Below are 22,964 nucleotides of genomic sequence, written 5' to 3'. Positions count from 1 at the left end.
CTTAAGCTGTTTAGGCACTTTTTTTGTTAACTTGTTGGCAAGTGCGCACTGGAAAAAGCAATGAAACTATTTTTCAAGCAATAGCGAATCTGCTAAAATAGCCAGTTCAAAAATGGCGGCATTGGTTTAATTTTTTATCAGTCATTTTTAACTATTTAATGGCATTGGGAATTTCGACATGGTTAAAAAGCGTGGATTGGCATCAAATCGAGGACTTGATGCGTTACTCGGCTCAATCAAAACAGAAAAATTGATTACCGGTAATCTAATCGATGCGAGTGTTCGAGCCTCTGTCGAAGACGCGAAAAGCGCTGAAAAACTAAATGCCAAGTCAACCGATAATGGGCAAAATGTTTCGGATATCGAATCAGCCGAAGCTCGCGATACTATAGCCGTAGCCAAAAAATCGCCTACATCGGCGATAACCCCCAAACCCGCCAAAACACTAAAGTCCAGTAGCCATAACGCACCCATCAATAATGATGCCAATGATAATAGTAATGTGGCTAGCTTAAATTTGATGCATATCAATGTCGCGTATTTGCAGCGTGGCAAGTATCAGCCGCGCATTGATTTGGACGAAGATGCCTTGCAAGAGCTGGCAACCTCTATCAAGCAGCATGGCGTGATGCAGCCTATTGTGATTCGGCCCTTAGCCAAAGTATTGCCCAATTCCCTGATTACCCATGAAATTATCGCTGGTGAACGTCGCTGGCGTGCGGCGCAAATTGCGGGTTTAACCCATATACCCGCCATCATGCGCCCAATGTCAGATGACTTGGCTATCGCTTTGGCATTGATTGAAAACATCCAACGGGAAGATTTGAGCGTCATGGAACAGGCTGCCGCATTGCAGCGCTTTCATGATGAATTTGGCATGAGTCATTCGCAAATTGCGGATGTGGTCGGTAAGGCGAGAACAACGGTTTCTAATTTGTTGCGTTTGAACCAATTACATGACGATGTCAAACAAGCGTTAAATGAAGGGCAAATGGACATGGGGCATGCCAGGGCATTATTGTCGCTGTCACCTAAACAGCAGCCGGTTATTGCCAAAAAAATTATACAGGGTCAATTGACTGTTCGTGAGACTGAAGCCTTAGTCAAAGATATTTTAAATCCAAAAGCGCCGACACAGAGCCAAGAAATTGATTATGATAGGCTGCGACTGAACCAACACCTCTCTGAGCAACTCGGTGCCGTGGTAAAAATCAAAGGCTCTTCAAAAGGAAAGGGGAGTATTGAGATATTTTTTCACAATGAAGAGGAATTACAAGCTTTGATTGTGCAGTTTCAGTCGCAACTTGAGCATTAATCTTGCGCATTAGATTAGTTTTCTCAATTTATTAGTCATTGACATGCAAAGGCAGTATAACCGATGTGGGAATTAGTTAAAGCAGGCGGTTGGTTGATGTGGCCCATTGTCCTATGTTCGATTTTGATGTTAATTATCATCATTGAGCGCGCGATAAAACTTAAAGCCAGTACAGTGACACCCGCTCATCTGCGTGAACAATTGATGCAGCATTTGATTGAGCAGGGCGACATTGATCGTGAATCGCTTGAGAATGTCAAACTCAATTCGCCTTTGGGTGATATCCTTGCTGCAGGACTCATGAATCGCCAGCATGGGATTGATTCAATGACCATGCATATGGAAAACCGCGCCAGTATCGCCATTCACCAATTAGAAAAACATATTAATATGCTGGGTACCATCGGTGCTATCGCGCCATTGTTAGGTCTTTTAGGTACCGTACTGGGGATTATTTCATCCTTCTTAGCCATTACCGAAGGCGCAATGCAAGATCCGACCATGCTGGCAGCTGGCGTATCACAAGCGCTGATTACCACAGCAGGGGGTATGCTGGTTGCGATACCTGCAGTGATGGCTTACCGTATTTTTCAGCGCCGTATCATTGATATCAATGCCGCGTTTGAACAAGAAGCGGGTTTGATGATGCAAGAATTACTGGACTATGGTCTAATCACGCCTCGTTAATGGCATATAGCTGCGTAAAAGAGTCAACCCATGCGATTTCGTAAACCCACGGTCGAACCATTAGAAATCAATCTTACCCCGATGATTGATTGCTTGCTGTTTTTGATTGTTTTTTTGCTGCTGTCGACCACCTTTAACCATTTTAGTAAACTCAATATCATTTTGCCGCAAGCAGAGGGCGTACCAATTACCGAAAAAAGCAAACGCATTGAAATCGCGGTGCAAAAAGATGGTAGTTATCTGGTCAATGGCATTGCTTTATCTGGTAATGGCGAAGCTGAATTGACGGCGATGATCCGTCAAGAAGCGGGTGAAGACCGAAAGCAGCTATTTGTTATCTCTGCTGATGCCGATACCAGTCACCAGTCGGTGGTTAAAGTGATGGATATAGCGGGTAAAATGGGCTTTATGAATTTAAATATCAGTACTGTGATACCTGCCACTTCGCTCGATAGTAATATTGCCCCAGCGCCAGATGCCAAATAATTTTTATTTTTCAATTTACTGATACAATAGCTGTTAAGTCGTTCTTTTATATATTGAGATGCCATGACCGTTTCAAAACCTTCCAATGCTCACCCACGTTGGCAGACCTATCGAAGATTGCTAGGTTATCTCAAGCCGTATTGGTGGGCGATGACCTTCGTAGTCATTGGCTTTACCTTAAATGCAGGCACCGAAGTGGGCATTGCCAAGCTGGTCAAATTCATTATTGATGCGATTAATGAACGTGATCAAGCGCATATCAATCTTTTTCCAGCTTTAATCGTGTTGTTGTTTGTACTGCGAGGGCTTAGCTCATTTTTAGGTAATTACTTTAGCGCAGTGATTTCACGTAATGTCGTCTATCAGCTGCGTATGCAAGTGTTTTCAAAATTGCTTAGATTACCCAGCCAATTTTATTTGAGCCACAATGCCGGTCAGATTTCTGCAAAATTAATCTTTGATGTTGAGCAGGTAACTGCGGCGGGTACCGATACGCTCAAAACCTTGTTACGCGATGGTTTGACCGTGATTGGATTGTTAGCGTTTTTGCTCTACAGTAATTGGAAATTAAGCCTGTCGTTGTTTGTGGTATTGCCGCCGATTTTATTGTTAGTCGGTAAAGCCAGTAAACGCTTTCGCAAGCTGTCGCGTGGTATTCAAAAATCCATGGGTGAAGTCAGTCATATTACCAATGAAGTCATCACAGGCTACCAAGTGGTCAAAAATTATGGCGGTCAGCAAAACGAGCTGACGCGGTTTAATAACGCCTCTTTAACCAATCTGAAACAAGGGCTAAAGGTGGTGGTGACCAATAGCATCAATACGCCATTAATTCAATTATTGATGGCGTGTGCGATGGCGGTGGTGGTATGGATTGCATTAAGACCCAATGTATTAGGTGATACTACTGCAGGCGAGTTTATCGCTTATATCAGTGCAGCAGGGCTACTGAGCAAACCCGTGCGCTCGTTGACCGATATCAATCAAGGCTTACAAAAAGGTTTGGCGGCGGCGGATTCTATATTTGAGATGCTTGATGAAGCCGAAGAAAAAGATACAGGCAAGATTGAAAAAACCCTGACCGGTAAAATAGTACTTAACAACCTAAGCGTCACTTTTGAGGATGGAAAACAAGCGCTCAATAACGTAAATTTGGTGGTCAATCCCGGTGAAACCGTGGCATTAATCGGTCGGAGTGGCGCAGGTAAAACCACGTTAGTCAACTGTCTGATGCGTGCGCTAGAGCCCACAAAGGGCAATATTTATCTTGACGATGTCGCTATCGAAGATTTGACATTACATTCACTGCGTAGTCAGATTGCCAGTGTCAACCAACAAGTGGTACTGTTTGATACCTCTATCCACAACAATATCGCCTATGGCGAATTATCTAACCGAACCTCGGAGCAAGTGATTGATGCCGCAAAATCAGCCTTTGCGCACGATTTTATTATGCAGTTGCCGCAGGGTTACCAATCAAAGATAGGCTCACAGGGTCTGCAGTTATCTGGCGGACAACGCCAACGCTTATCCATTGCACGTGCCCTGCTAAAGGATGCGCCTATCTTGATTTTGGATGAAGCCACAAGCGCGCTAGATAACGAATCGGAATTTTATATCCAAAAAGCGCTGGAGCGCGTCATGCATGGCAGAACCACCATCGTTATCGCGCACCGATTAACCACTATCCAAAATGCCGATAAAATCGTGGTCATGGATAAAGGTGAAATTATTGAAGTCGGTACCCACGACAGTTTGCTAGCGGCGCAAGGTACGTATGCCAAGCTGTATGAGCGTCATTTTGAAGAGGACATATTGTCAAGCTAATGCAACAGACACTACTACAGGCGTGGCGCAACAAATCTCTCTGGCTATGGTTGTTATTGCCCGTGTCTTGGTTGTATGGATTGGTTTTTTGGCTCAATAAAAATATTTATCGATTAGGGCTAAAACCCGTTTATTATCCCAACGTGCCCGTCATTGTAGTGGGCAATATCACGGTTGGCGGTAGCGGTAAGACGCCGCTAATCATTGCCGTGGTAACTTACCTGCAGCAAAAAGGGCTGACAGTCGGCGTCATCAGTCGTGGCTATGGTGGACAAGCCAAGCTGATGCCTTGTATCGTGACAACAAATTCAAAGCCCAGTGACGTTGGTGACGAGCCGTGTCTGATTGTCCAGCGTACAGGCGTGCCAATGGCAGTCTGTCCCAACCGTGGTCAAGCAATTGAGTTATTGCTTGAGCAATTCCCAAGCATTCAACTTATTTTGGCGGATGATGGACTGCAACATTTTGCCTTGGATAGGGATGAAAACTGGATTGTCGTCGATGCCGATCGCGGCTTTGGTAACCGCCAGCTATTGCCCACAGGCTTTCTGCGCGAACCGATTAAACGCCTGTATCAGCCCAATACCACCGTCATATTTCACCAAAGTGATTGGCAAGATACGCAGACTTTAACCAATTTTTCAAATAGCCTAAGCAGAAATTGTCATAGCATATCACCCGATGTTCGCATGCGTTTGCTACAAAAACCCCTAGTACCTTTATTTAAAACACCTTTATTTAAAACGTGTTCGCAAAATAGCTTACCTGCCCAACAAGTGATTGCCATGACGGGGATTGGATTGCCGCAGCGTTTTTTTAATAGCCTAAGCCAATTAGGGTTTGACATCATACCGATGCCATTGAATGACCATCACACTTATAGTTTGCAAGATTTTGCCAACTTGCCAAAGTTACCGATTATCGTCACCGATAAGGATGCGGTCAAATTGCGTGTTTTGTTCGCCCAAGGTCATGAAAAAAATGACATTGCAACAAATATCTGGGTGTTACCGGTAGAAGCCGAATTATCACCCGCCTTTTATGCGTTAATCGACCGACAAATCGGTGAGTTGGTTACCCTTGCTGACAATGCTGACAATTAAAAAACTTGTAGGAAATACACTATGTTAAAACATGTGGTCATACCAGCCCGTCTAAAAAGTACCCGACTACCCAACAAACCACTGTTAGAAATTCATGGCAAGCCGATGATTCTATGGGTGATTGATCGTGCCAATGCGGTAAAATCGGCGGAAATTGCCGATGATATTTTTGTGGCAACCGATGATGATAGCATCGCTAAACTGTGTCAAGACTATGGGGCAAATGTCATCATGACTGACCCCAATCATGCGTCTGGCACTGATAGGCTTGCTGAAGTAGCTAGGCTTCAGCAGTGGTCAACTGAAGATATCGTGATTAATATGCAAGGCGATGAACCACTCGTGCCTGCAGGGCTCATCAAACAAGTGACTGAGCTTCTGCTACAAAAAAAAGATTGCGTGATGGCGACTTTGGCTGAACCCATCCAAAGCGTTGAAGAGTTTTTACGGCCATCGGTGGTCAAAGTCGTCAAAAATGCCCACAAGGAAGCCTTGTATTTTAGCCGAGCGCCAATTCCTTGCGATCGCCATACAGCATTGTTGACTGATCAGCCAATCAGTGGGGAAAATAGCGCGCCAAAAAACGCTTACCGACACCTAGGCATTTATGCTTATCGGGTCAGTTTGCTACAACAATTTAGTGTTTGGCAGCAAGGCGAGCTAGAGCAGCTTGAATCATTGGAACAATTGCGTATTTTGGAGCAAGGCATGCGTATCGCCATTGATATTGCTTCAGAATTGTTGCCGCCCGGTGTAGACACGCAAGAGGATTTGGATCGGCTCAATGATTTGACGTTATCAGAGTTATTGAAATAATAAAAAAGCCCAAGTTAATCTTGGGCTTTTTTATGGTTTGCGTTTTTATGGTTTTGATTAGCTGTTTAAGCTAAATAAATCAAGCGATTTCACCAAAGATAATGAGTTGAGGCGGGCTTGTTGGTCATAAATATTACAAGTGACAATCAATTCATCAGGGCGGATAGTCTCAAGAAAATGGTCAAGTTTTGGTTTGACACTATCAGGTGTACCGACAAACGAAATTGCTAATGACGATTCAACCATGTATTTCTCTGCAGATGTCCAAAAAGCATCAATATTCTCAATCGGTTTTGGCATTTGTGAAGGTTTACCACGGCGCAAATGGACAAAACTTTGCTGCGCTGAGGTGAATTGGTAAGCGGCTTCCTCATCGCTATCGGCCAATAGCAAGTTACCTCCTACCATCACATAAGGTTGTTGCAAGTAGCGGGAAGGCTTGAAATTCTCACGGTACAATGTCACCGCTTGCGATAACATCTGCGGGGCAAAATGAGACGCAAATACATAAGGCAAGCCTAATGCAGCAGCAAGACTGGCGCCAAATAAGGACGAACCTAAAATCCACACAGGCACATTTAACCCATTAGCCGGCATGGCGGTCACTGTCTGACCATCGAGCGGGTCAAAATAATGCATCAGCTCTTGCACATCTTGCGGGAAGTTTTCAGCATCATTCATGGTGCGGCGCAAGGCACGGAAGGTTGCCCCATCCGTCCCAGGGGCACGGCCCACGCCAAGATCGATACGTTCGCCATACAAAGTGGCTAACGTACCAAACTGTTCTGCAACCACTAACGGCGCATGGTTAGGCAGCATGATACCGCCTGAGCCAATCCGTATGGTTGAGGTGTGAGCGCCAATGTGAGCTAGCAACACACTGGTTGCGGTACTGGCAATGCCGCGCATGTTATGGTGCTCAGCCAGCCAATAGCGGTTAAAACCTACTTGTTCGGCAGTTTGGGCAACAGTCACCGCTTGCTTAAGCGCGTTTTTAGCGTCACTGCCTTCAGGTACAGGAACAAGGTCTAAAAATGAAATAGGGATTTGTTTGGTCATCTTTGTCATCACTGTAGTCATCATAAAAAGAATAGTAGTCCCTTTATAATGGCGAATCCAAAAAAATCAATCACCCAAATTGTTGCTGACAAATATCAATGAAAGCTTTGCCAAAATTACGGATATCGCCATCGACACGGGTAGCTATCCACGTCACATGTTTTCCAAAAATTTTCGTTGGAATTTTGACAAGATTGCGATAATGCTGACCTTCAAATGCCATTTCAGCAATCGTGCCCACGCCCATACCAATACCGACATAGGTACTAATCACATCGGCATCCAAAGCAGTAAGTACAATATTAGGCGTCAGCTGTGCCGCGCTAAAGGCTCTATCAATCGCACCACGGCCCGTAAAACCGCCGTGATAAGTGATAATCGGATATTTCGCTAAGGTTTGGATATCAATCTCAGTGCGACTCTCAAGCTCATGTCCCACTGGCACAATAACATGATGATACCAATCATAATAGCGAATACAGTGTAGATTATCGTGCGCAAGCAGTGATTCGGTTGCGATGCCAATGTCAGCTTGACCTTGTGCCACCATATTGGCAATCGACTCGGGGTCAGCTTGATGTAAAATCAGATGGACATTGGGAAATTGTTGTTTAAAGCGCTGTACCACCCAAGGCAACACATAACGTGCTTGGGTATGGGTCGTGGCAATTGATAATTCACCCTGATGGGGATTTTGAAAATCTAAAGTTAAATTTTCAATCGACCTTACTTCCACAAAGATTTTCTCAATATGCGGCAGTAGCAGCTCCCCGATAGGAGAGAGACCCACCAATCGCTTACCCTGCCGCACAAAAACTTCTGCTCGAAGCTGACTTTCGAGCGCGGCAATATGCTTACTAAGACTGGATTGACTGGTGTGTAATACTTTGGCAGCTTGGCTTAGATTGTAATTATTAATCACAGTCTGCCAAACGGTTTCAAGTTGTTTAAGTTGGATTTGTAAATAACGTTGATTGATGACAACATTGATTGCCATAAAATGACCTTAATAAAAAAACGAATAAAAAAACGAAATAAAAATGCTCGCTTTATGAGCTTGGTTGAACTTAAATATTAACAAAACTAGGCATTACCGCCATATCTGTGTTAGACACCGCGCCTGCCATGCTACTATCAATTACAGATATGCTTTCAATATCAGGTACCGTGACATGATAGGCATTGTTTTGCTGATAGATAGCAATCGGCTATTGCATAATTTGCCCCAAAGCCGTCAACAGCTAACAACTGACAAAAAGGTTAAAAGTCACCGCAGGGTGTCAAGTATAGCATATTACCATAAAATAGCAGGTTCAAAACCTAGCTGCTTAAGTCAGGCTTATTTAATAGGCTTAAAATTTAAAAAATTGAAATATGACAAGTCTGTAGACATTGACTCAGTTATTGATTCAGTTGCAGTGCCACTTTGTTTCAGATATCAACGTTTCAGACAGCCATAATAATTTTAGTTTGTATACACCTAGAAAACCGCTACAATAGCAAGATTTTAATGAAGTTTTGTGGTAAATCGTGCGTGATGAGTGAGAGGTAACATGGAAATATCAAAACAACCTGTGTCAAACGACAAAGCGGCGCTACCAAGCGAAAGCTCAACAGGCACAAAAAAGTCTTGGGGCGAAGCCATCAAAGCCTATATGGACAAGCGCGCTTGGGTGATGTTGGTATTGGGTTTTTCTTCAGGGTTGCCTTATTTATTGATATTTTCTAGTTTATCAATTTGGCTCAAAGAAGCAGGGTTTGATATCAAAATTATCACCATGTTTAGTTGGGCGATGCTCGGGTACTCGTTTAAGTTTGTTTGGTCGCCCCTCGTCAATGCCGTGCCGATTCCATTGTTAACCAAAATGCTAGGACAACGCCGTAGTTGGCTAGCTTTGGCACAAATTGTGGTTGCCTTTGCAATTTTTATGCTTGGTAGTTTTAATCCCACCAGTGATGTTGTACTTGATTATATGGCATTTTTTGCCGTGTTGTTAGGTTTTTCAGCGGCGACACAAGACATCGTGATTGATGCCTATCGCATTGAAATTGCTGAAAAATCGATGCAGCCTGTACTCTCTGGTATGTTTATGGCAGGCTACCGAATCGGTCTGATTGTTGCAGGGGCGGGGGCGCTGTTCTTGGCAGAATATTTTGGCTCGACCAAAGCCACTTACAACTACGCTGCTTGGCAACAAACCTATTATATTATGTCATCTTTGATGCTAATAGGGGTTGTTACCACCCTTTTGATTAAAGAACCCACCGTCACCCGTGAGCAGCATGAACGCCCGATGTCGGATTATTTTCAACTGTTTTTACTATTTTTAATTTCAGTGATTGCGCTGATTGCCAGTTTTATTGTCATCGGTCATGTGCTTCCAGCGACTGAGTCAAAATTTTTGGGCTTTGTTTATGAGAGTATTAAATTTATTGGCGCTGTGGTTATCGCCATTGGCACCGCTTTGGTGTTATTAAAAGCCAAAATCATCAAAAAGCAAGTCGCGGTTGACATGTGGGTCGCACCGATTCAAGACTTTTTCATTCGTTATGGTAAAAAAGCCGTATGGCTGATTTTATTGATAGGCTTGTATCGTATTTCAGATATTGTGGCAGGTACGACGTCAAACTTGTTTTATGTCAATTTGGGCTTTAGCAAAACCGATATCGCCTTGGCGGTCAAAACCTTTGGGATGGGGATGTCAATTGTAGGGGGTATTCTAGGCGGCTTGCTTGCTGAGCGTTTTAAAATCATGAATGCTATGTTGATTGGTGCGATTTTAGCGTCAGCCAGTAATTTATTGTTTGTGATTTTGGCGGGCAAGGGACATGATTTTTTTTATATGTACTCGGCGGTGATGTTTGATAACCTCGCATCAGGTCTAGCAAGTGCTATTTTCGTCGCCTTTTTATCGGTATTGACCAATATTCGTTTTAGCATGGTACAGTATGCACTGCTTAGTTCATTGATGACGTTAACACCAAAAATTTTGGGTGGCTACTCGGGTGCGATGGTAGAAACCATGGGGTATCCTGCTTTTTTCACTTTTACTGCATTGATTGGGATTCCTGTGCTGTTGTTGATTTATATGGTAGATAAGCATGTGATGAGCCAAGATGCGCCAAGAGGCGATAACATCACCCATGAATAACCCAATGTCATCTTACACTATTCAATCATTGTTGGCTGTGCCAAGCAGAGTTGAAAAATATATCCGCAAACAGTTGCTGGGTGAGTATCTTCATGTAGGGCAAACTTATCTTATTACCCATGATGGCGAAATGGTAACTGCAGCAATAGCCACTCAATATTTTGCTGCGCTTGATGAGTTGATAGCCGGTAAACCATTCGCTTATGTACTAGGTAAACAAAGTTTTTGGCAGCATGAGTTTTTAGTCAATGAGCATACTTTAATACCGCGTCCTGATACCGAGAGGTTGATAGAAGCAGTGCTTAATCACCATAAAAATAGCCTAAGCAAACCAATGAATATTTTAGATTTAGGCACGGGGTCAGGTTGTATTGCCATCACGCTGGCAGAGGAATTTAAAAATTCCTCCGTTAAAGCAGTAGACAAGTCGCTTGATGCACTGAAGATGGCAGCACAAAATGCTAAAAAAATAGGGGTTAGTAATATCGCGTTTTTTGAAGGCAGTTGGTATGAACCCTTTATGACAGCCCATGCAGATGAAAACAACAAATTTGATATCATCGTGTCTAATCCACCTTATATCGATCCCAACGATCCCCACTTGGCAGGTTTAACCGATGAACCCATTAGCGCGCTAATCGCGGATAATAAGGGCATGGCGGACATCTGTCATATTGTCAAAACTGCACCACAATTTTTACAGCCTCATGGCTTATTAGCGATTGAACATGGGTATGATCAGGGTGAACAGGTTAGGGGCGTGTTTTTGTCACATGGCTTTGGCGATGTAATCACCGTCAAAGACTATGGGGACAATGAACGGGTAACGCTAGGTGTACTAAATTAGTGTACTAAATTAATGGGCTAAAATAGCCTAAGTAAATATGTGAAATTTAACTACTATGTCAAAACAAACAGAATTAACCGATGCAGAAATGCTACGCTATGCCCGCCAAATATTGCTAGAAGGGTGGGATATAGAAGCACAAACGCGGCTAAAAAATAGCTGTGCGATTATTATTGGCATGGGCGGGCTAGGCTGCCCACTTGCAGAAACCTTGTGCCGTGCTGGTATTGGCAAGATGCTTATTATTGACGATGATACGATTGATGAGAGCAATCTACAGCGGCAGTCGTTGTTTACCCCTAACGATATCGGTCAATCTAAAGCGCTGGTAGCCAAGGCTAAATTAAATCAAATCAATGCATTTTGTGATGTTATCGCCATACAAGCACGTTTAACAGCAGATAATTATCAACAAATGGTTGAACAAGCGAAAATAAATAGCCTAAGCAGAATAATCTGTGATTGTACCGATAACTTCAAAACGCGAGACCTTATTAATACCATCGCTGTCAAGTCAAATTTGTCATTATTATCAGCCTCAGCCATTGCACAAACCGGGCAACTGGCATTATTTGCGCCGCAGCAAGGTTGCTATCATTGCTTGTTTCAAGGGGCAGGGGATGACGAGCGAAATTGTGCCACTAGCGGTGTGCTTGCCAGTACCACCCAAATCATCGGCAACCTTCAAGCCCAAGCGGCTTTGAGTTTTTTGGGACTCGGTATCAATCCTATAGCGCAAACGTTATTGCTATGGAACGGCAAAACCATGAATCTTAAAAAACTTCACTATCGTAAAGACGCGAACTGCGAGATTTGTAGCCAACCATCCGCTATCACAGACGTAATGTAAACTAGAGTTAATCATGCAAAAAAATCACTTTTTGAAAAAATCCTTAAATGTCATTCAGCGGGTCGGGAAGACGGCAACCGTGGCTGGCAAAGCAGGGCTGCGCATCACCCAAGGTGAAAAAATGACCCCAACGCTGCTGCGCCAAAGCTTTGAAGCGTTGGGTACTACCTATATCAAAATCGGTCAGTTTATTGCCAGTACCCCGTCCATCTTTCCCCGCGAATATGTGACAGTATTTCAAGGCTGTCTGGATCAAACCACGCCCATGCCTTATAGCTATATTGAAGGCGTCTTAAGAGAGGAACTGGAAAAAGATGGACAGACATTGGAAGATATTTTTCAAAGTATTGAGGTCAAACCGCTAGCCTCTGCATCCATCGCCCAAGTCCACAGTGCTATTTTAAAAAATGGCGATAATGTGGTGTTAAAAGTGCAAAAACCTGAAGTAGATACCATTATTCAAACCGATTTAGGCATGATGGTTGGGGTAACTAAACTGATTGACAGTATTGCACCATCGCTAAAATTTGCCAGTATTTCACCCATTATTGATGAAATCCGTTTGCGTATGGCAGCAGAAACGGACTTCTTACAAGAAGCCAAAAACATTGATGATTTCCAAGATTTTTTGAAAAAAACCGACAATCAGAAAGTAGTCGCACCCGATGTCTATCATGATATCAGTACCAAAAAAGTACTTGTCATGACACGGTTTTTTGGGGTTTCGATGATTGATGATGCTGCCATGCGTCAATACTGCAAATACCCCGCACAGGTGATGACAGATACTTTAAATACGTGGTTTTCTAGCTTGATGCTGTGCAATAGTTTTCATGCCGATTTGCATGCAGGCAATTTGATGTTGTTGACCGATGGTCGTATTGGCTTTATTGATTTTGGGATTGTAGGTAAACTTGAACCCAAAGCCTGGCAGGCCAGTATGGGGATGATGGATAGTTTTGCTAAAGAAGACTATCGCTGCATGGCGCATTATATGGTTGAAATGGATATGACCCATGTGCGAGAGCAAGTCAATGTCGATGTCCTTGCCCAAGATCTTGAATCAGTGATGAAAAAAATCTTGGCAGATGATAGTTTGTTTATGGGAAAAACCATTGACCAAACCATGCCAAACCGCTTGAAAGATCATACTGATGAAATCAACCAAATGTTGCTTGAAATGGTGGAAGTCGGTAAACGCCATGGTATTCACTTCCCAAGAGATTTTGCGCTACTCACCAAACAACTGTTATATTTTGACCGTTTTATGAAAGTACTCGCCCCTGAGATGGATATGTTTCATGATGCGCGGATTAAAATGGCATAAACACGCGATGAATTAATCCTCTTTACGCTGTAGCCATGTTCTAAGCCAAGTTAAAATCGCTTGGTGGTGTTTGATACATAGGCTCAGCGCCTTTAAGTCTGCTTTTAGGGTTTTTTGTTCGCGCTGTAGGCTTTCTAACATCAGCTGAACCACCAACTCTGTCACCAGGTCTGAGATATCATCAATATTGCGCTGACTGAGCTCTTTAAAAAACCGCGCCCAATGTTTGATAAGTTTGTTTTGCTGCTCTGATGTCAAACACGCCAGTATAAAATGTGCTTTGGCATTGATTCGCTCGTAAGTTGACCAGTTTGGGTTATCAAAATCCTGCAATCTTGATTGAATGGTTTGAATCCAACTAATCAACTTCAATAATTCTTCATCGGCAATGGCTTGCCAAGTTAGGCAGCAACTTTCATCATAGTTTTTGCAGGGCGCATTCATCGCATCCATGATGATATCCGTGATAACACCAGTGTCACCGGTTGAATTTTCGTCCAATCGAATCGGGGCTGTCGGTTTGGTAGAGGGGTGTTTCGGTTTAAAAACATTAGCCGCTTCGCTGCGCTGATAAATATCGCGGATAACAGACTGGCTAATACGGTTATTTTCCAGATTGCCTAACAGCTCTGGTTGAAACAAAAAACACAGCTGCAGATGCAGTTGTACCGTCAATTCGCTATCAAAATTGAGCAGGGCATCTTGCGCTTGCCGTGCTTGGTTTTTTCGCCCCAATCCCATTTTGTTCTTGATGTCTTCACGTAGCAACCAGCCATAACTGCCTTTTGGCAGTTTTTGGGTCAGCGCAGAGAGTTGCTGCAAAATCTTGCTGCGATTTTCAGGGGTATTGGTAGGATATTGACGCGTCAGACTTGAATACAAATACGCTGATAGGGGAACCGCTTGGGCGATTTGTTGCTGCATCGCTAACAAACCATGCGCTTTGACATAACTATCCGGGTCATGATTATCTGGCAGTGTCAAAAAGTGTAATTCCTTGCCATCAGTAAGGGCAGGCAACCCAACTTCCATAGCACGCCAAGCGGCTTTTTGTCCTGCACTATCGCCATCAAAACTTAAAGTAAGTCTGGGATTAAATTGCAGTAATCTTTCGATTTGTGATTGCGCCAGCGCTGTTCCCATGGAGGCAACTGCACCATACACGCCCGCTTGATGAAGGCTTATGACATCCATATAACCTTCAACCACCAGCCAGTCTTTGGCTTTGGCCTTGCGACCTTCAAAAAGACCATATAACACGGCTTGTTTATGAAATACAGGTGAATCTGAAGAGTTGATATACTTGGGCTGCTCATCATCGGATAGGGTGCGACCGGCAAAGCCGATCACGCGCCCTTGTTGGTCGCGGATGGGGAAAATCACCCGATTGCGCAGCAAATCAAAATCACGCCCATTTTGCGAAGTGCGCACCAATCCCAAGATTTTTAAACCTTCGATATCTTGGGGGAAGGCTTCTTCAAGATGTTGCCAACCGTTTGGGGCGAAACCTAAGGCAAATTCTTCGATAGTATGCGGCGTCAATCCACGTTTGAGCAAATAATGTTGGGCAAAGCTATTTTGCTGTAATTGATGCTGATAAAACTGGCAGATTTGGGTCAGTAAGTCGTATAAACTTGATGAACTATCCTGTAGGCTGTTATTGCCCATGTCATCAAAAGGTGAAAACCCGCCAACGCTTGCGTCGTCATACTCGCTAAAAGGGATGAAGCTGGCAGCTAAGTTATCAGACGTTTGAAAGTCATCAAAAGCGTCTATCCACAAAGCCTCTGTATTGGTAATAGCCGGACACTCGGCAACATCTGAGTCAGAGAGGGCTTGAGCGGGACTTTGATGAGATGATGCCCTTGCTTGCGCTACAGCAGGTTTAGGTGCAACGGGTGTTTTTTTATAGGTGTGTGATTTATTAATAGGTTCTTTGGGCAGCTCAATCCCCGTTTGACGGGATAATTCTTTGAGCGCTTCACCCGCGGTGAGGTTTTCATACTCTTTTAAAAAGGTGAGCGCATTGCCAGCGACACCACAGCCAAAACAGTTATATAGCCCTTTTTGCGGATTGACAAAAAATGAGGGCGTTTTTTCTCCATGAAAAGGGCAACAGCCTTTGAATTCATTGCCCGAACGTTTGAGCTCCACATGCTTGCCAATAATCTTGACGATATCGGCATTAGCAATGATTTGATCAATGATGGCATTGTTACTCATGGTAAAAAGCGCATTTCCAGTTAAAAATTAGCTGATTGAAAAAAAATAGCTAGGATAAACCTAGCTAATGTTAACAGGGTTTATAGATTATTTGACTTGACTGGTATTGTCAGGTGGTAGACCCAAACCAATTGTCGTCTCACGTGGTCTGGTTGGCGTTTCATCATTTGCCGTGGTAGCCGGACTTGGCAGGCGCATTGCAGCAGCTTGCTGAATTGAAGTCTGAATCACTTGTGGCTTGGTGTTGCCTGAGTATTGACCCGACTGCTGGGCTAGCCCTTGAACAGCAGCATTTTTTGAACTTTGACCCAGCACGCCCAATGTGGCTTTATTTAACCAATTTGAACCGGTACGGGTATTATCAAGTTTGACGTTGCCACGCGCATCAATCAGACCAGGATAGTTGATACGAAGTAGTTGTTTATATTGATTGGCGGTGTCGGTCATTCCCAATTTGTCATAGCTATAGGCGATGGTTGCAATAGACTCTGGAATCGCTTCGCTTTGTGGATAGTACTGAAATACCCATTTAGCACGGTTGGCGGCTGCCACATAGGCTTTGCGTTTAATATACCAGCGCGCTACATCCATCTCACTTTCTGACAATTGGTTATAAATATAACGCATACGTAGCGCAGCGTCTGGGGCATAGGCACTATTGGGGAAGCGATTAATCAATTGCTGAAAATTATTAAACGCAATGCGCGAATAGCCCATATCACGGTGTGCAGGATTGAGCTTGGTGTATTTCATCACGCCGCCTGATGCTGCCTGCATATTTGAGATACCGCGAACATAGTAAGCATAGTCAACTTGCGGGTTGGATGGGTAAGACTGAATAAAACGATCAGCACTGGCAATGGCATCCAAATAGTCACCATGCTGGTACTGCGCGTACATTAAGTCAAGTAATGCTTGCTCGCTGTAATCACCCACAGGATAGAAAGTCCGCAAATCGTTTAACTGGCTAATCGCTTTAGCAAGGTTGCCTTTTTTGATGTTGTCAGACGCTGCTTGGTAGTAGCCTTGTTCGCTTTTTTCAGCTTTGGTCGCGACGACTTCGTCTTTGCCACCCAACAATTTTGAATTTTTTAGCGTTTGACAGCCAGATAAAGTGGTCAAAGCCAGAGTAATTGCGGTGACACCCACAACTTTGGAAAGATGATGCATACGAACCTCAAATCTATTGCAAAAATATTTGCCCATCATAATACTTATTGTTCAAAACTGAATGCAAAATATTGTATTAAAAATTTCACTAAGTCTATCACGAAACGTTATACTTTGTGACCTATCCGCGCATATTAATTTTGCAAATCCATATACCCTAAGTCTGATATGTTTATGACCACGCCAATCGCCTCACATCCGAGCAACTTAAATCCAATCGAATCAAACATTGAATCTACGACTGAATCTATGACTCAAAACAACACCAATCAACTCGAAGAAGAATGGGAAAACCTGTCACAACCACAGCCAAGCACTCAAAACCTACATACCCACGACGCTGGCAGTCATCAAATTGTCCAAAATTATATAGTCAACTCTGAGCAAATAGGGGAGCGCATTGATAAAATTGCTGCCTTGATGTTTAGCGATTATTCGCGTGAGCAAATCAAAAACTGGCTTGAGTCAGGCGAACTAACCGTAAATGGCGCAGCGCAAAAACCCAAATATCGTCTTAAGCCCAACGATATGTTGATGCTTAAAGCGAGTTTGACTGCTCAGCAGCAAGATTTGCCCGAGAATATCCCACTTGATATCTTGTATGAAGATGAGGCGGTGCTGGTCATCAATAAGCCAGTAGGCTTGGTCGTCCATCCTGGCGCAGGCAATGGGTCGGGTACGCTAGTCAACGCGCTGCTTTTTCATTATCCTGACAGCCGCACGCTACCTAGAGCAGGATTGGTACATCGCATCGATAAAGAAACATCGGGTTTAATGGTGATTGCTAAAGACAGTCAAAGCCAACTGCATCTAATTAATCAGCTTAAAGACAAATCCGTGTACCGGCTTTATCAAGCGATTGTGTTAGCGTCCGCGGCTGAGCTTGCCCGCCATCGCACCATTGACGCCCCCATTGGTCGCCATCCGACCCAGCGCACTAAAATGGCGGTGGTGGGTAGTGGCAAACCCGCTGTCACCCATCTTGAGAAAATCACAGCGATAAGCGACGCTGTCTCATTGGTCAGCGTCCGCCTTGAAACAGGGCGTACCCACCAAATCCGTGTACACTTATCAAACTTGGGTTTTCCGTTGCTCGGAGATCCGCTCTATGGTGCAGCTCGTAAAAATGCGATATTGTTAAAAACTTTGCATGACGACCAAAAACACATCGTGCAACAGTTCCAGCGTCAGGCACTACATGCTTATGAGCTTGGCTTTATCCACCCAAAAACAGGCGAGCCTATTAAAGTGCAAGCACGCCTGCCCGAAGACATGCAAAAATTACTCGACACCCTAAAGCCCTAACAAAGCCATAACTTTTTACCGTTATACGACTTTTATTAAATAAATGAAGTGTTATTGAGGCGTGTTAGCGGGCGATTAAGGTACGCCCGGCTATTAACCCATTTTTTCTGTCAAATATTTCCAATAGCGTTTTGGCAAATACTGAATATGTAGCTTGCGATTTAACCGCTCTTTGATGGTCACGTGAGTAAAATATTTTTGCCAAAGCGTCTGGTATTGTTGTTCTGCCTCGCTATAAAACTGCTGCGGATGCAGTAGCGCTTCATCATCTACATCAAAGATGATATGGACTTGTTCGCTGGGATCATCGTGAGCGTAATAAATACCAAACCCGCGTTTGACATCATAAATCGCCCAAGTCTGATCGGCATAGCGTTCTTTAAAATGCTGATGCAAAATGGGTAATACATTAAAATCGGGCTCAACGCGCGCAAAATATACCGGTTTGTCAGTGTCTGGCATTTGCATTTGTTCAAATCGCACAAACGCCTGCATACGGTGGCGCTCACGCCCGACCATTTTGATAAGCTTGCTCACTGCCATCACATCCGCATGGGTATAATTCTCCCACACATCAAGGTTGGGATTGGACAGTTGAAACCGTACCACACCAAACAGATGACTATACACCGTAGGCGATTCTGATAAAAAGCCCCACAGCAGTTGCCGCATACCGTTTTTGCCAAAGACGCGTTCTAATTTATCACTCACCCGTAAGGTTTTGGCTTCATCGGTCGCGACGGTGACAGTGGCTTGCCAAAAATTGGGCACCACTTCATGCTCGGCTTGAATGGTCACAATCGGGGTGTGCTGCCAACCATTCTCAAAAATGGTGAACACACACGTGAGCCACCCTTCAAAGCTGCCATCAAAGATTAAAATGGGGGTCTCAGCCGTCACTAAATCCATAAATGATTGACCTTTTGCACAGTGGACTTTAAAACTTTGATTTTAAAAATGTAATGTTAAAACAATAATGCTAAAACAACGCCAATTGACCATGCCGCTCGGCTTTGAATTTGGTTTGGGTCTGCGCCAGTACATAATCGCGAAAATTATCCTGCGTTAAATGACTTAAATGCTCATTGCGACCTTTGAGTGCGATAAAGTATTTGGCACGGTTCACGGCAGCGCCCATTTGCTTGAGATGATCAAGCGTCAAAGTTGAAAATTTTCGTGCCTGAACAATTTTTTTGGCGGTTCGTGTGCCAATACCAGGAATACGCACAATCATTTTGTAAGGCGCAGTTTGGATATTGACGGGGAAATGTGACTTATTACGAATCGCCCAAGCCAATTTGGGGTCACAGTCCAAATCCAAAAACGGATGGTCATCGGGTAGAATTTCTTCTGCTTCAAATCCATAAAAACGCATTAACCAATCCGCTTGGTACAAGCGATTTTCTCGCACCATCGGCACAGGGGTGCCCATGGCGGGCAAGCGATTGTCACTGAGCATAGGCACATACCCTGAATAGTACACCCGTTTTAGGTCATATTCTTGATAAAAATGGCTCGATAAACGGATGATTTGTAAGTCGGTCTCTTGCGCTGCGCCCACAATCAGCTGGGTACTTTGACCCGCTGGGGTAAATTTTGGGGTATGTTTGTGTTGTTTTTTACTGTCTTTAAACACCACGATTTGTTCTTGCACCACTTTCATTGGGGCTTTCATATCGTCATGGTTTTTTTCAGGTGCGAGCAATGCCAAGCCTGATTTGGTGGGGATTTCCATATTGACGCTTAAGCGATCGGCATACAATCCTGCTTCCTGCATCAGCTCAGCAGACGCACCGGGAATAGTTTTTAGATGAATATAGCCATTGAATTTGTGCGCAAGGCGCAAGGTTTTGGCGACACGAACCAATCGCTCCATGGTGTAGTCGGGCGATTTAAAAATCCCTGAGCTTAAAAACAAGCCTTCAATATAGTTGCGCCGATAAAACTGCATGGTCAAATCAACCACTTCTTCGACAGTAAAAGCTGCGCGCGGCGTATCGTGACTGCGCCTTGAAGTGCAATAGGCGCAATCGTAAATACAATGATTGGTAAACAATATTTTTAATAAGGAAACACAGCGGCCATCTTCGGTATAGCTATGACAAATACCCGAGTTAGCCGTACCGATTCCTTTGTTATGATTGTCACGTTTGCTACCACTTGATGAACAGGAAACATCATATTTGGCAGCATCGGCTAAGATGGCTAATTTGTCTTGCAATCTTTCATAATTCATCGCGTAAACCTTGCATATCTCATATATCAGCGGATAAAAACATAAAAAATAGGTTGCAAAATTAAACTTAAGATGAGTATTTTACCTTATCAGCGGCTAAAAATACGGTTAAAAAAAAGCAAGACGTCACACGTTGTCGTCTTGCTTTTGGTAGATTAACTAATTAGTGTCTACGAATTACGAATTACGAATTACGGATTCACGATAATAGCCGGTGCGGTCGTGACAGGCATGGTGGTCATTGTCGCTACCGCAGGCGTTGATGCCGGTAGCAATACGGGGGTTGTCGTAGTGGTAGAAACAACCGTAGCAGGTTTTGACACGGTCACTGTCGCGCCTGAGCCTGTTTGTACCGTTACTGGGGTAGTAGTATTGACATTCGATGTTGATATTACAGTCGTACTAGGTGCTGTTGTTAACACAGGGGCTGTGGTAGTGACGACAGGCGTAGAGACAGTGCGATAAGTCGGCGTGGTGACAATTTGTGTCGGGTAAAATGGCATACCGTCAACGATGGTAAATCCATTAGGGCGAACCATCACGGTATCGCTAGTGCCATCGATATGTTGATTGACAATCGTTGTGGTTTTTGGTGCGATGCGGGTCGTGGTTACTGTTGTAGTTTTTTTGGCGGCGGCTTTAACGGTGCGCGCATGACTGGGCGTTGCCACGGCACTCATGGCAATCACCGCAACTGTCGCGGCAACGATTTGAGATTTTTTTATAGCGGTCATCATCATGTTGTGTTTCCTCAAAAATACACACGGAATTGATGAAATTATTATGCGCATATTGTTGAAAGAAATATAAGTTATAAATGTAAATAACACGCAAAATTTGCAATTTATGCGATAACTGCTGTGAAAAAATGTAACTGCATGGGTCAATTAACCCATTGAACAGGACACTTTGATAGGCTTAAAACTTTGTCAGGTAAAGCGCTTAGACAAGCAAAAAAATAGGCGTGACGGTTGTTTTATTGGGTTACAAGGTTTATCCTTATCCGTTGACATTGAATATTTGGGCAATGCCACGTTAGCGTAAATTTTTTAGCAGTCAAACTTATCAATTAAATGTAGGAGCTATTCATGTTTTCACATGTAGAACCGTATGCGGGTGACCCGATTTTGGGGTTGATGGACAAGCATAAACAAGACCCACGTGCCGACAAAGTTAATTTGGGTGTGGGTGTATATTTTGATAATGACGGTAAATTACCCGTCCTCAACTGTGTGCAAAAAGCTGAAGCACAAATCGCTAATCCACCAAAACCACGTCCCTATTTGCCAATGGACGGTCTGCCAGGTTATCGCGCCGCTTGCCAAAACCTATTGTTTGGTAAAGACGCACAAGTATTAAAAGATAAACGTGTGGCAACCACAGCAACCATCGGTGGTTCAGGCGCGCTCAAAGTCGGGGCTGATTTTATTCATGCTTGGTTTCCACAAGCCAAATGCTATGTGTCTGACCCAACGTGGGCGAACCATATTGGTATCTTTGAAGGGTCTGGTTTTGCGGTGGGCAAATATCCTTACTATGATGCAGCGACCAATGGCATCAAATTTGATGAGCTGATTGCTTTTCTAAACACCTTGCAAGCCCATGATGTGGTGTTGCTGCATCCCTGTTGTCATAACCCAACGGGCGTTGATTTGACCCAAGCGCAATGGGATAAAGTGCTTGAAGTGGTCAAAGCGAAAAACTTGCTTGCCTTTATGGATATTGCCTATCAAGGCTTTGGTGAAGACATGGATGCAGATGTCTATGCGATTCGCAAAGCAGTGGACATGGGCTTGTTGTTCTTTGTCAGTAACTCATTCTCAAAAAATCTATCACTGTATGGTGAACGCGTTGGCGGTTTATCTGTGGTGTGTAAAGACGAAGCACAAGCCAAAGCGGTGCAAGGTCAATTGCAGTTCAATATCCGCCGCATTTACTCAAGCCCACCTTCGCATGGCGGTCACGTGGTTGATATCGTGATGAATGACGAAGCGTTATTCAATGAATGGGTACAAGAAGTGTATGTGATGCGCGATCGTATCAAAGACATGCGCCAAAAACTGCGTGACAGCCTAGAGGCCAAATTACCCGGTCGCAGTTTTGAATATATCACCAAGCAAAACGGTATGTTCAGCTATACTGGTCTCACCCCTGAGCAAGTAGCGCGCATTATCAAAGATTTTGGTATCTATATGGTCGCTAATGGTCGTATCTCGGTTGCCGGTCTAAATGCTAGCAATATCGACTATGTGGCCAATGCCATGGCAGAAGTGTTGAAAGACTAAGCGTATTACATGGGCTTATTAAATAAGCCTGTTAAAAAACTAAGATAGCTTAAATCATCAAAACCCTTAACCGCCTGTTAGGGGTTTTTTATGACGTATGGCTTACGATTTATAAGTGATGGTTTATGACTTATGATTAACCGGGCGGGGAGTATTTAAGCCCGTTTTGGTAAGATTGTAGAAATATTTTTGAGGGTTGTTAGGCTGTGTCCTCAATTCACTTTAACATGAATAATGATGCAAGCGAGGTAAATCATTGACTCAAAATTACGAGCT

At 43.7% G+C, this 22,964-nt stretch carries 19 protein-coding genes; 12 read left to right on the top strand and 7 right to left on the bottom strand.

Going from position 1 to position 22,964, the window contains the following annotated elements; genetic code table 11:
- Positions 1-178 precede the first annotated feature (178 nt).
- The 6 genes from ACH0AB_RS05880 (at position 179) to kdsB (ending at position 6,234) form a co-directional block, all read left to right on the top strand.
- Positions 179-1,315 (top strand): ParB/RepB/Spo0J family partition protein, encoded by a 1,137-nt coding sequence (locus ACH0AB_RS05880; protein ID WP_406877549.1) that lies wholly within the window; start codon positions 179-181, stop codon positions 1,313-1,315.
- 63 nt (positions 1,316-1,378) lie between these two features.
- Entirely contained in the window at positions 1,379-2,002 is a 624-nt protein-coding gene (locus ACH0AB_RS05875; RefSeq protein WP_095355430.1) for a MotA/TolQ/ExbB proton channel family protein, read from the top strand.
- A 30-nt stretch (positions 2,003-2,032) separates the two neighbouring features.
- On the top strand, positions 2,033-2,488 hold the full coding sequence (locus ACH0AB_RS05870; RefSeq protein WP_065252671.1) for an ExbD/TolR family protein: 456 nt from the start codon (positions 2,033-2,035) through the stop codon (positions 2,486-2,488).
- A 63-nt stretch (positions 2,489-2,551) separates the two neighbouring features.
- Positions 2,552-4,315 (top strand): lipid A export permease/ATP-binding protein MsbA, encoded by a 1,764-nt coding sequence (msbA, locus tag ACH0AB_RS05865; protein ID WP_406877548.1) that lies wholly within the window; start codon positions 2,552-2,554, stop codon positions 4,313-4,315.
- Entirely contained in the window at positions 4,315-5,418 is a 1,104-nt protein-coding gene (gene lpxK, locus ACH0AB_RS05860) for a tetraacyldisaccharide 4'-kinase (protein ID WP_406877547.1), read from the top strand. The genes msbA and lpxK overlap by 1 nt, the downstream gene beginning before the upstream one ends.
- Before the next feature lie 21 nt (positions 5,419-5,439).
- The gene (gene kdsB / locus ACH0AB_RS05855) at positions 5,440-6,234 is read left to right on the top strand and encodes a 3-deoxy-manno-octulosonate cytidylyltransferase (protein ID WP_406877546.1); all 795 of its coding nucleotides are present in this window, start codon (positions 5,440-5,442) and stop codon (positions 6,232-6,234) included.
- 57 nt (positions 6,235-6,291) lie between these two features.
- Here the strand turns inward: kdsB and ACH0AB_RS05850 are convergent, their stop codons facing one another.
- Together ACH0AB_RS05850 and ACH0AB_RS05845 are read right to left on the bottom strand one after the other, a co-directional pair.
- Positions 6,292-7,293 carry an LLM class flavin-dependent oxidoreductase gene (locus ACH0AB_RS05850; RefSeq protein WP_076776218.1) on the bottom strand — a complete coding sequence of 334 codons (1,002 nt, stop codon included), beginning with the start codon at positions 7,291-7,293 and terminating at the stop codon, positions 6,292-6,294.
- 70 nt (positions 7,294-7,363) lie between these two features.
- Positions 7,364-8,290 carry a LysR substrate-binding domain-containing protein gene (locus ACH0AB_RS05845; protein ID WP_062330529.1) on the bottom strand — a complete coding sequence of 309 codons (927 nt, stop codon included), beginning with the start codon at positions 8,288-8,290 and terminating at the stop codon, positions 7,364-7,366.
- A 556-nt stretch (positions 8,291-8,846) separates the two neighbouring features.
- On the opposite strand from ACH0AB_RS05845, the gene ACH0AB_RS05840 reads away from it, so the two are divergent.
- The 4 genes from ACH0AB_RS05840 to ACH0AB_RS05825 are packed head-to-tail and all read left to right on the top strand — an operon-like array spanning position 8,847 to position 13,469.
- Positions 8,847-10,445 carry an AmpG family muropeptide MFS transporter gene (locus ACH0AB_RS05840; RefSeq protein ID WP_406877544.1) on the top strand — a complete coding sequence of 533 codons (1,599 nt, stop codon included), beginning with the start codon at positions 8,847-8,849 and terminating at the stop codon, positions 10,443-10,445.
- Positions 10,438-11,292, top strand: a complete 855-nt coding sequence (gene prmC / locus ACH0AB_RS05835) for a peptide chain release factor N(5)-glutamine methyltransferase (RefSeq protein WP_406877543.1) — start codon at positions 10,438-10,440, stop codon at positions 11,290-11,292. Before ACH0AB_RS05840 ends, prmC begins: the two co-directional genes overlap by 8 nt.
- A gap of 55 nt (positions 11,293-11,347) precedes the next feature.
- Positions 11,348-12,142 (top strand): HesA/MoeB/ThiF family protein, encoded by a 795-nt coding sequence (locus ACH0AB_RS05830; protein ID WP_406877542.1) that lies wholly within the window; start codon positions 11,348-11,350, stop codon positions 12,140-12,142.
- Between the two features lie 13 nt (positions 12,143-12,155).
- Positions 12,156-13,469 (top strand): ABC1 kinase family protein, encoded by a 1,314-nt coding sequence (locus tag ACH0AB_RS05825; RefSeq protein ID WP_406877541.1) that lies wholly within the window; start codon positions 12,156-12,158, stop codon positions 13,467-13,469.
- Positions 13,470-13,481: 12 nt separating this feature from the next.
- Here ACH0AB_RS05825 and ACH0AB_RS05820 read toward each other — a convergent pair whose 3' ends face one another.
- Entirely contained in the window at positions 13,482-15,692 is a 2,211-nt protein-coding gene (locus ACH0AB_RS05820) for a DNA primase (protein WP_406877540.1), read from the bottom strand.
- 87 nt (positions 15,693-15,779) lie between these two features.
- Positions 15,780-16,862, bottom strand: coding sequence for an outer membrane protein assembly factor BamD (locus ACH0AB_RS05815; RefSeq protein ID WP_406877539.1), 1,083 nt, complete (start codon positions 16,860-16,862; stop codon positions 15,780-15,782).
- 174 nt (positions 16,863-17,036) lie between these two features.
- Between ACH0AB_RS05815 and ACH0AB_RS05810 the strand changes: the two genes are divergently transcribed.
- The gene (locus ACH0AB_RS05810; RefSeq protein ID WP_406877538.1) at positions 17,037-18,167 is read left to right on the top strand and encodes an RluA family pseudouridine synthase; all 1,131 of its coding nucleotides are present in this window, start codon (positions 17,037-17,039) and stop codon (positions 18,165-18,167) included.
- Between the two features lie 93 nt (positions 18,168-18,260).
- On the opposite strand, the gene ACH0AB_RS05805 is transcribed toward ACH0AB_RS05810, so the two are convergent.
- The 3 genes from ACH0AB_RS05805 to ACH0AB_RS05795 form a co-directional block, all read right to left on the bottom strand.
- The gene (locus tag ACH0AB_RS05805) at positions 18,261-19,076 is read right to left on the bottom strand and encodes a TIGR03915 family putative DNA repair protein (protein ID WP_406877537.1); all 816 of its coding nucleotides are present in this window, start codon (positions 19,074-19,076) and stop codon (positions 18,261-18,263) included.
- A 70-nt stretch (positions 19,077-19,146) separates the two neighbouring features.
- Positions 19,147-20,403: a putative DNA modification/repair radical SAM protein gene (locus ACH0AB_RS05800; RefSeq protein ID WP_406877536.1), complete on the bottom strand. Its 1,257-nt coding sequence runs from the start codon at positions 20,401-20,403 to the stop codon at positions 19,147-19,149.
- A 191-nt stretch (positions 20,404-20,594) separates the two neighbouring features.
- Entirely contained in the window at positions 20,595-21,143 is a 549-nt protein-coding gene (locus ACH0AB_RS05795; protein ID WP_406877535.1) for a hypothetical protein, read from the bottom strand.
- Positions 21,144-21,491: 348 nt separating this feature from the next.
- Here ACH0AB_RS05795 and ACH0AB_RS05790 point away from each other — a divergent pair, with 348 nt between their 5' ends.
- A complete protein-coding gene (locus ACH0AB_RS05790) occupies positions 21,492-22,688 on the top strand; it encodes an amino acid aminotransferase (RefSeq protein WP_076776244.1) in 1,197 nt (398 codons plus the stop codon).
- The last annotated feature ends 276 nt before the right edge of the window (positions 22,689-22,964 follow it).

Source organism: Moraxella sp. 179-F 1C4 NHS, assembly GCF_045370505.1.
Lineage (GTDB): Bacteria > Pseudomonadota > Gammaproteobacteria > Pseudomonadales > Moraxellaceae > Faucicola > Faucicola tetraodonis.
This window is presented reverse-complemented; position numbering and strand designations above follow the sequence as displayed.

Bases quoted from the DNA above. Each gene is read 5' to 3' on its own strand.
- ACH0AB_RS05805 (WP_406877537.1), bottom strand. From the start codon at position 19,076: ATGGATTTAGTGACGGCTGAGACCCCCATTTTAATCTTTGATGGCAGC.
- ACH0AB_RS05795 (WP_406877535.1), bottom strand. From the start codon at position 21,143: ATGATGATGACCGCTATAAAAAAATCTCAAATCGTTGCCGCGACAGTT.
- ACH0AB_RS05840 (WP_406877544.1), top strand. From the start codon at position 8,847: ATGGAAATATCAAAACAACCTGTGTCAAACGACAAAGCGGCGCTACCA.
- ACH0AB_RS05830 (WP_406877542.1), top strand. From the start codon at position 11,348: ATGTCAAAACAAACAGAATTAACCGATGCAGAAATGCTACGCTATGCC.
- prmC (WP_406877543.1), top strand. From the start codon at position 10,438: ATGAATAACCCAATGTCATCTTACACTATTCAATCATTGTTGGCTGTG.
- ACH0AB_RS05870 (WP_065252671.1), top strand. From the start codon at position 2,033: ATGCGATTTCGTAAACCCACGGTCGAACCATTAGAAATCAATCTTACC.
- ACH0AB_RS05825 (WP_406877541.1), top strand. From the start codon at position 12,156: ATGCAAAAAAATCACTTTTTGAAAAAATCCTTAAATGTCATTCAGCGG.
- ACH0AB_RS05810 (WP_406877538.1), top strand. From the start codon at position 17,037: ATGACCACGCCAATCGCCTCACATCCGAGCAACTTAAATCCAATCGAA.
- ACH0AB_RS05790 (WP_076776244.1), top strand. From the start codon at position 21,492: ATGTTTTCACATGTAGAACCGTATGCGGGTGACCCGATTTTGGGGTTG.
- ACH0AB_RS05875 (WP_095355430.1), top strand. From the start codon at position 1,379: ATGTGGGAATTAGTTAAAGCAGGCGGTTGGTTGATGTGGCCCATTGTC.
- ACH0AB_RS05815 (WP_406877539.1), bottom strand. From the start codon at position 16,862: ATGCATCATCTTTCCAAAGTTGTGGGTGTCACCGCAATTACTCTGGCT.
- ACH0AB_RS05845 (WP_062330529.1), bottom strand. From the start codon at position 8,290: ATGGCAATCAATGTTGTCATCAATCAACGTTATTTACAAATCCAACTT.
- ACH0AB_RS05800 (WP_406877536.1), bottom strand. From the start codon at position 20,403: ATGAATTATGAAAGATTGCAAGACAAATTAGCCATCTTAGCCGATGCT.
- ACH0AB_RS05880 (WP_406877549.1), top strand. From the start codon at position 179: ATGGTTAAAAAGCGTGGATTGGCATCAAATCGAGGACTTGATGCGTTA.
- lpxK (WP_406877547.1), top strand. From the start codon at position 4,315: ATGCAACAGACACTACTACAGGCGTGGCGCAACAAATCTCTCTGGCTA.
- ACH0AB_RS05820 (WP_406877540.1), bottom strand. From the start codon at position 15,692: ATGAGTAACAATGCCATCATTGATCAAATCATTGCTAATGCCGATATC.
- ACH0AB_RS05850 (WP_076776218.1), bottom strand. From the start codon at position 7,293: ATGACCAAACAAATCCCTATTTCATTTTTAGACCTTGTTCCTGTACCT.
- kdsB (WP_406877546.1), top strand. From the start codon at position 5,440: ATGTTAAAACATGTGGTCATACCAGCCCGTCTAAAAAGTACCCGACTA.
- msbA (WP_406877548.1), top strand. From the start codon at position 2,552: ATGACCGTTTCAAAACCTTCCAATGCTCACCCACGTTGGCAGACCTAT.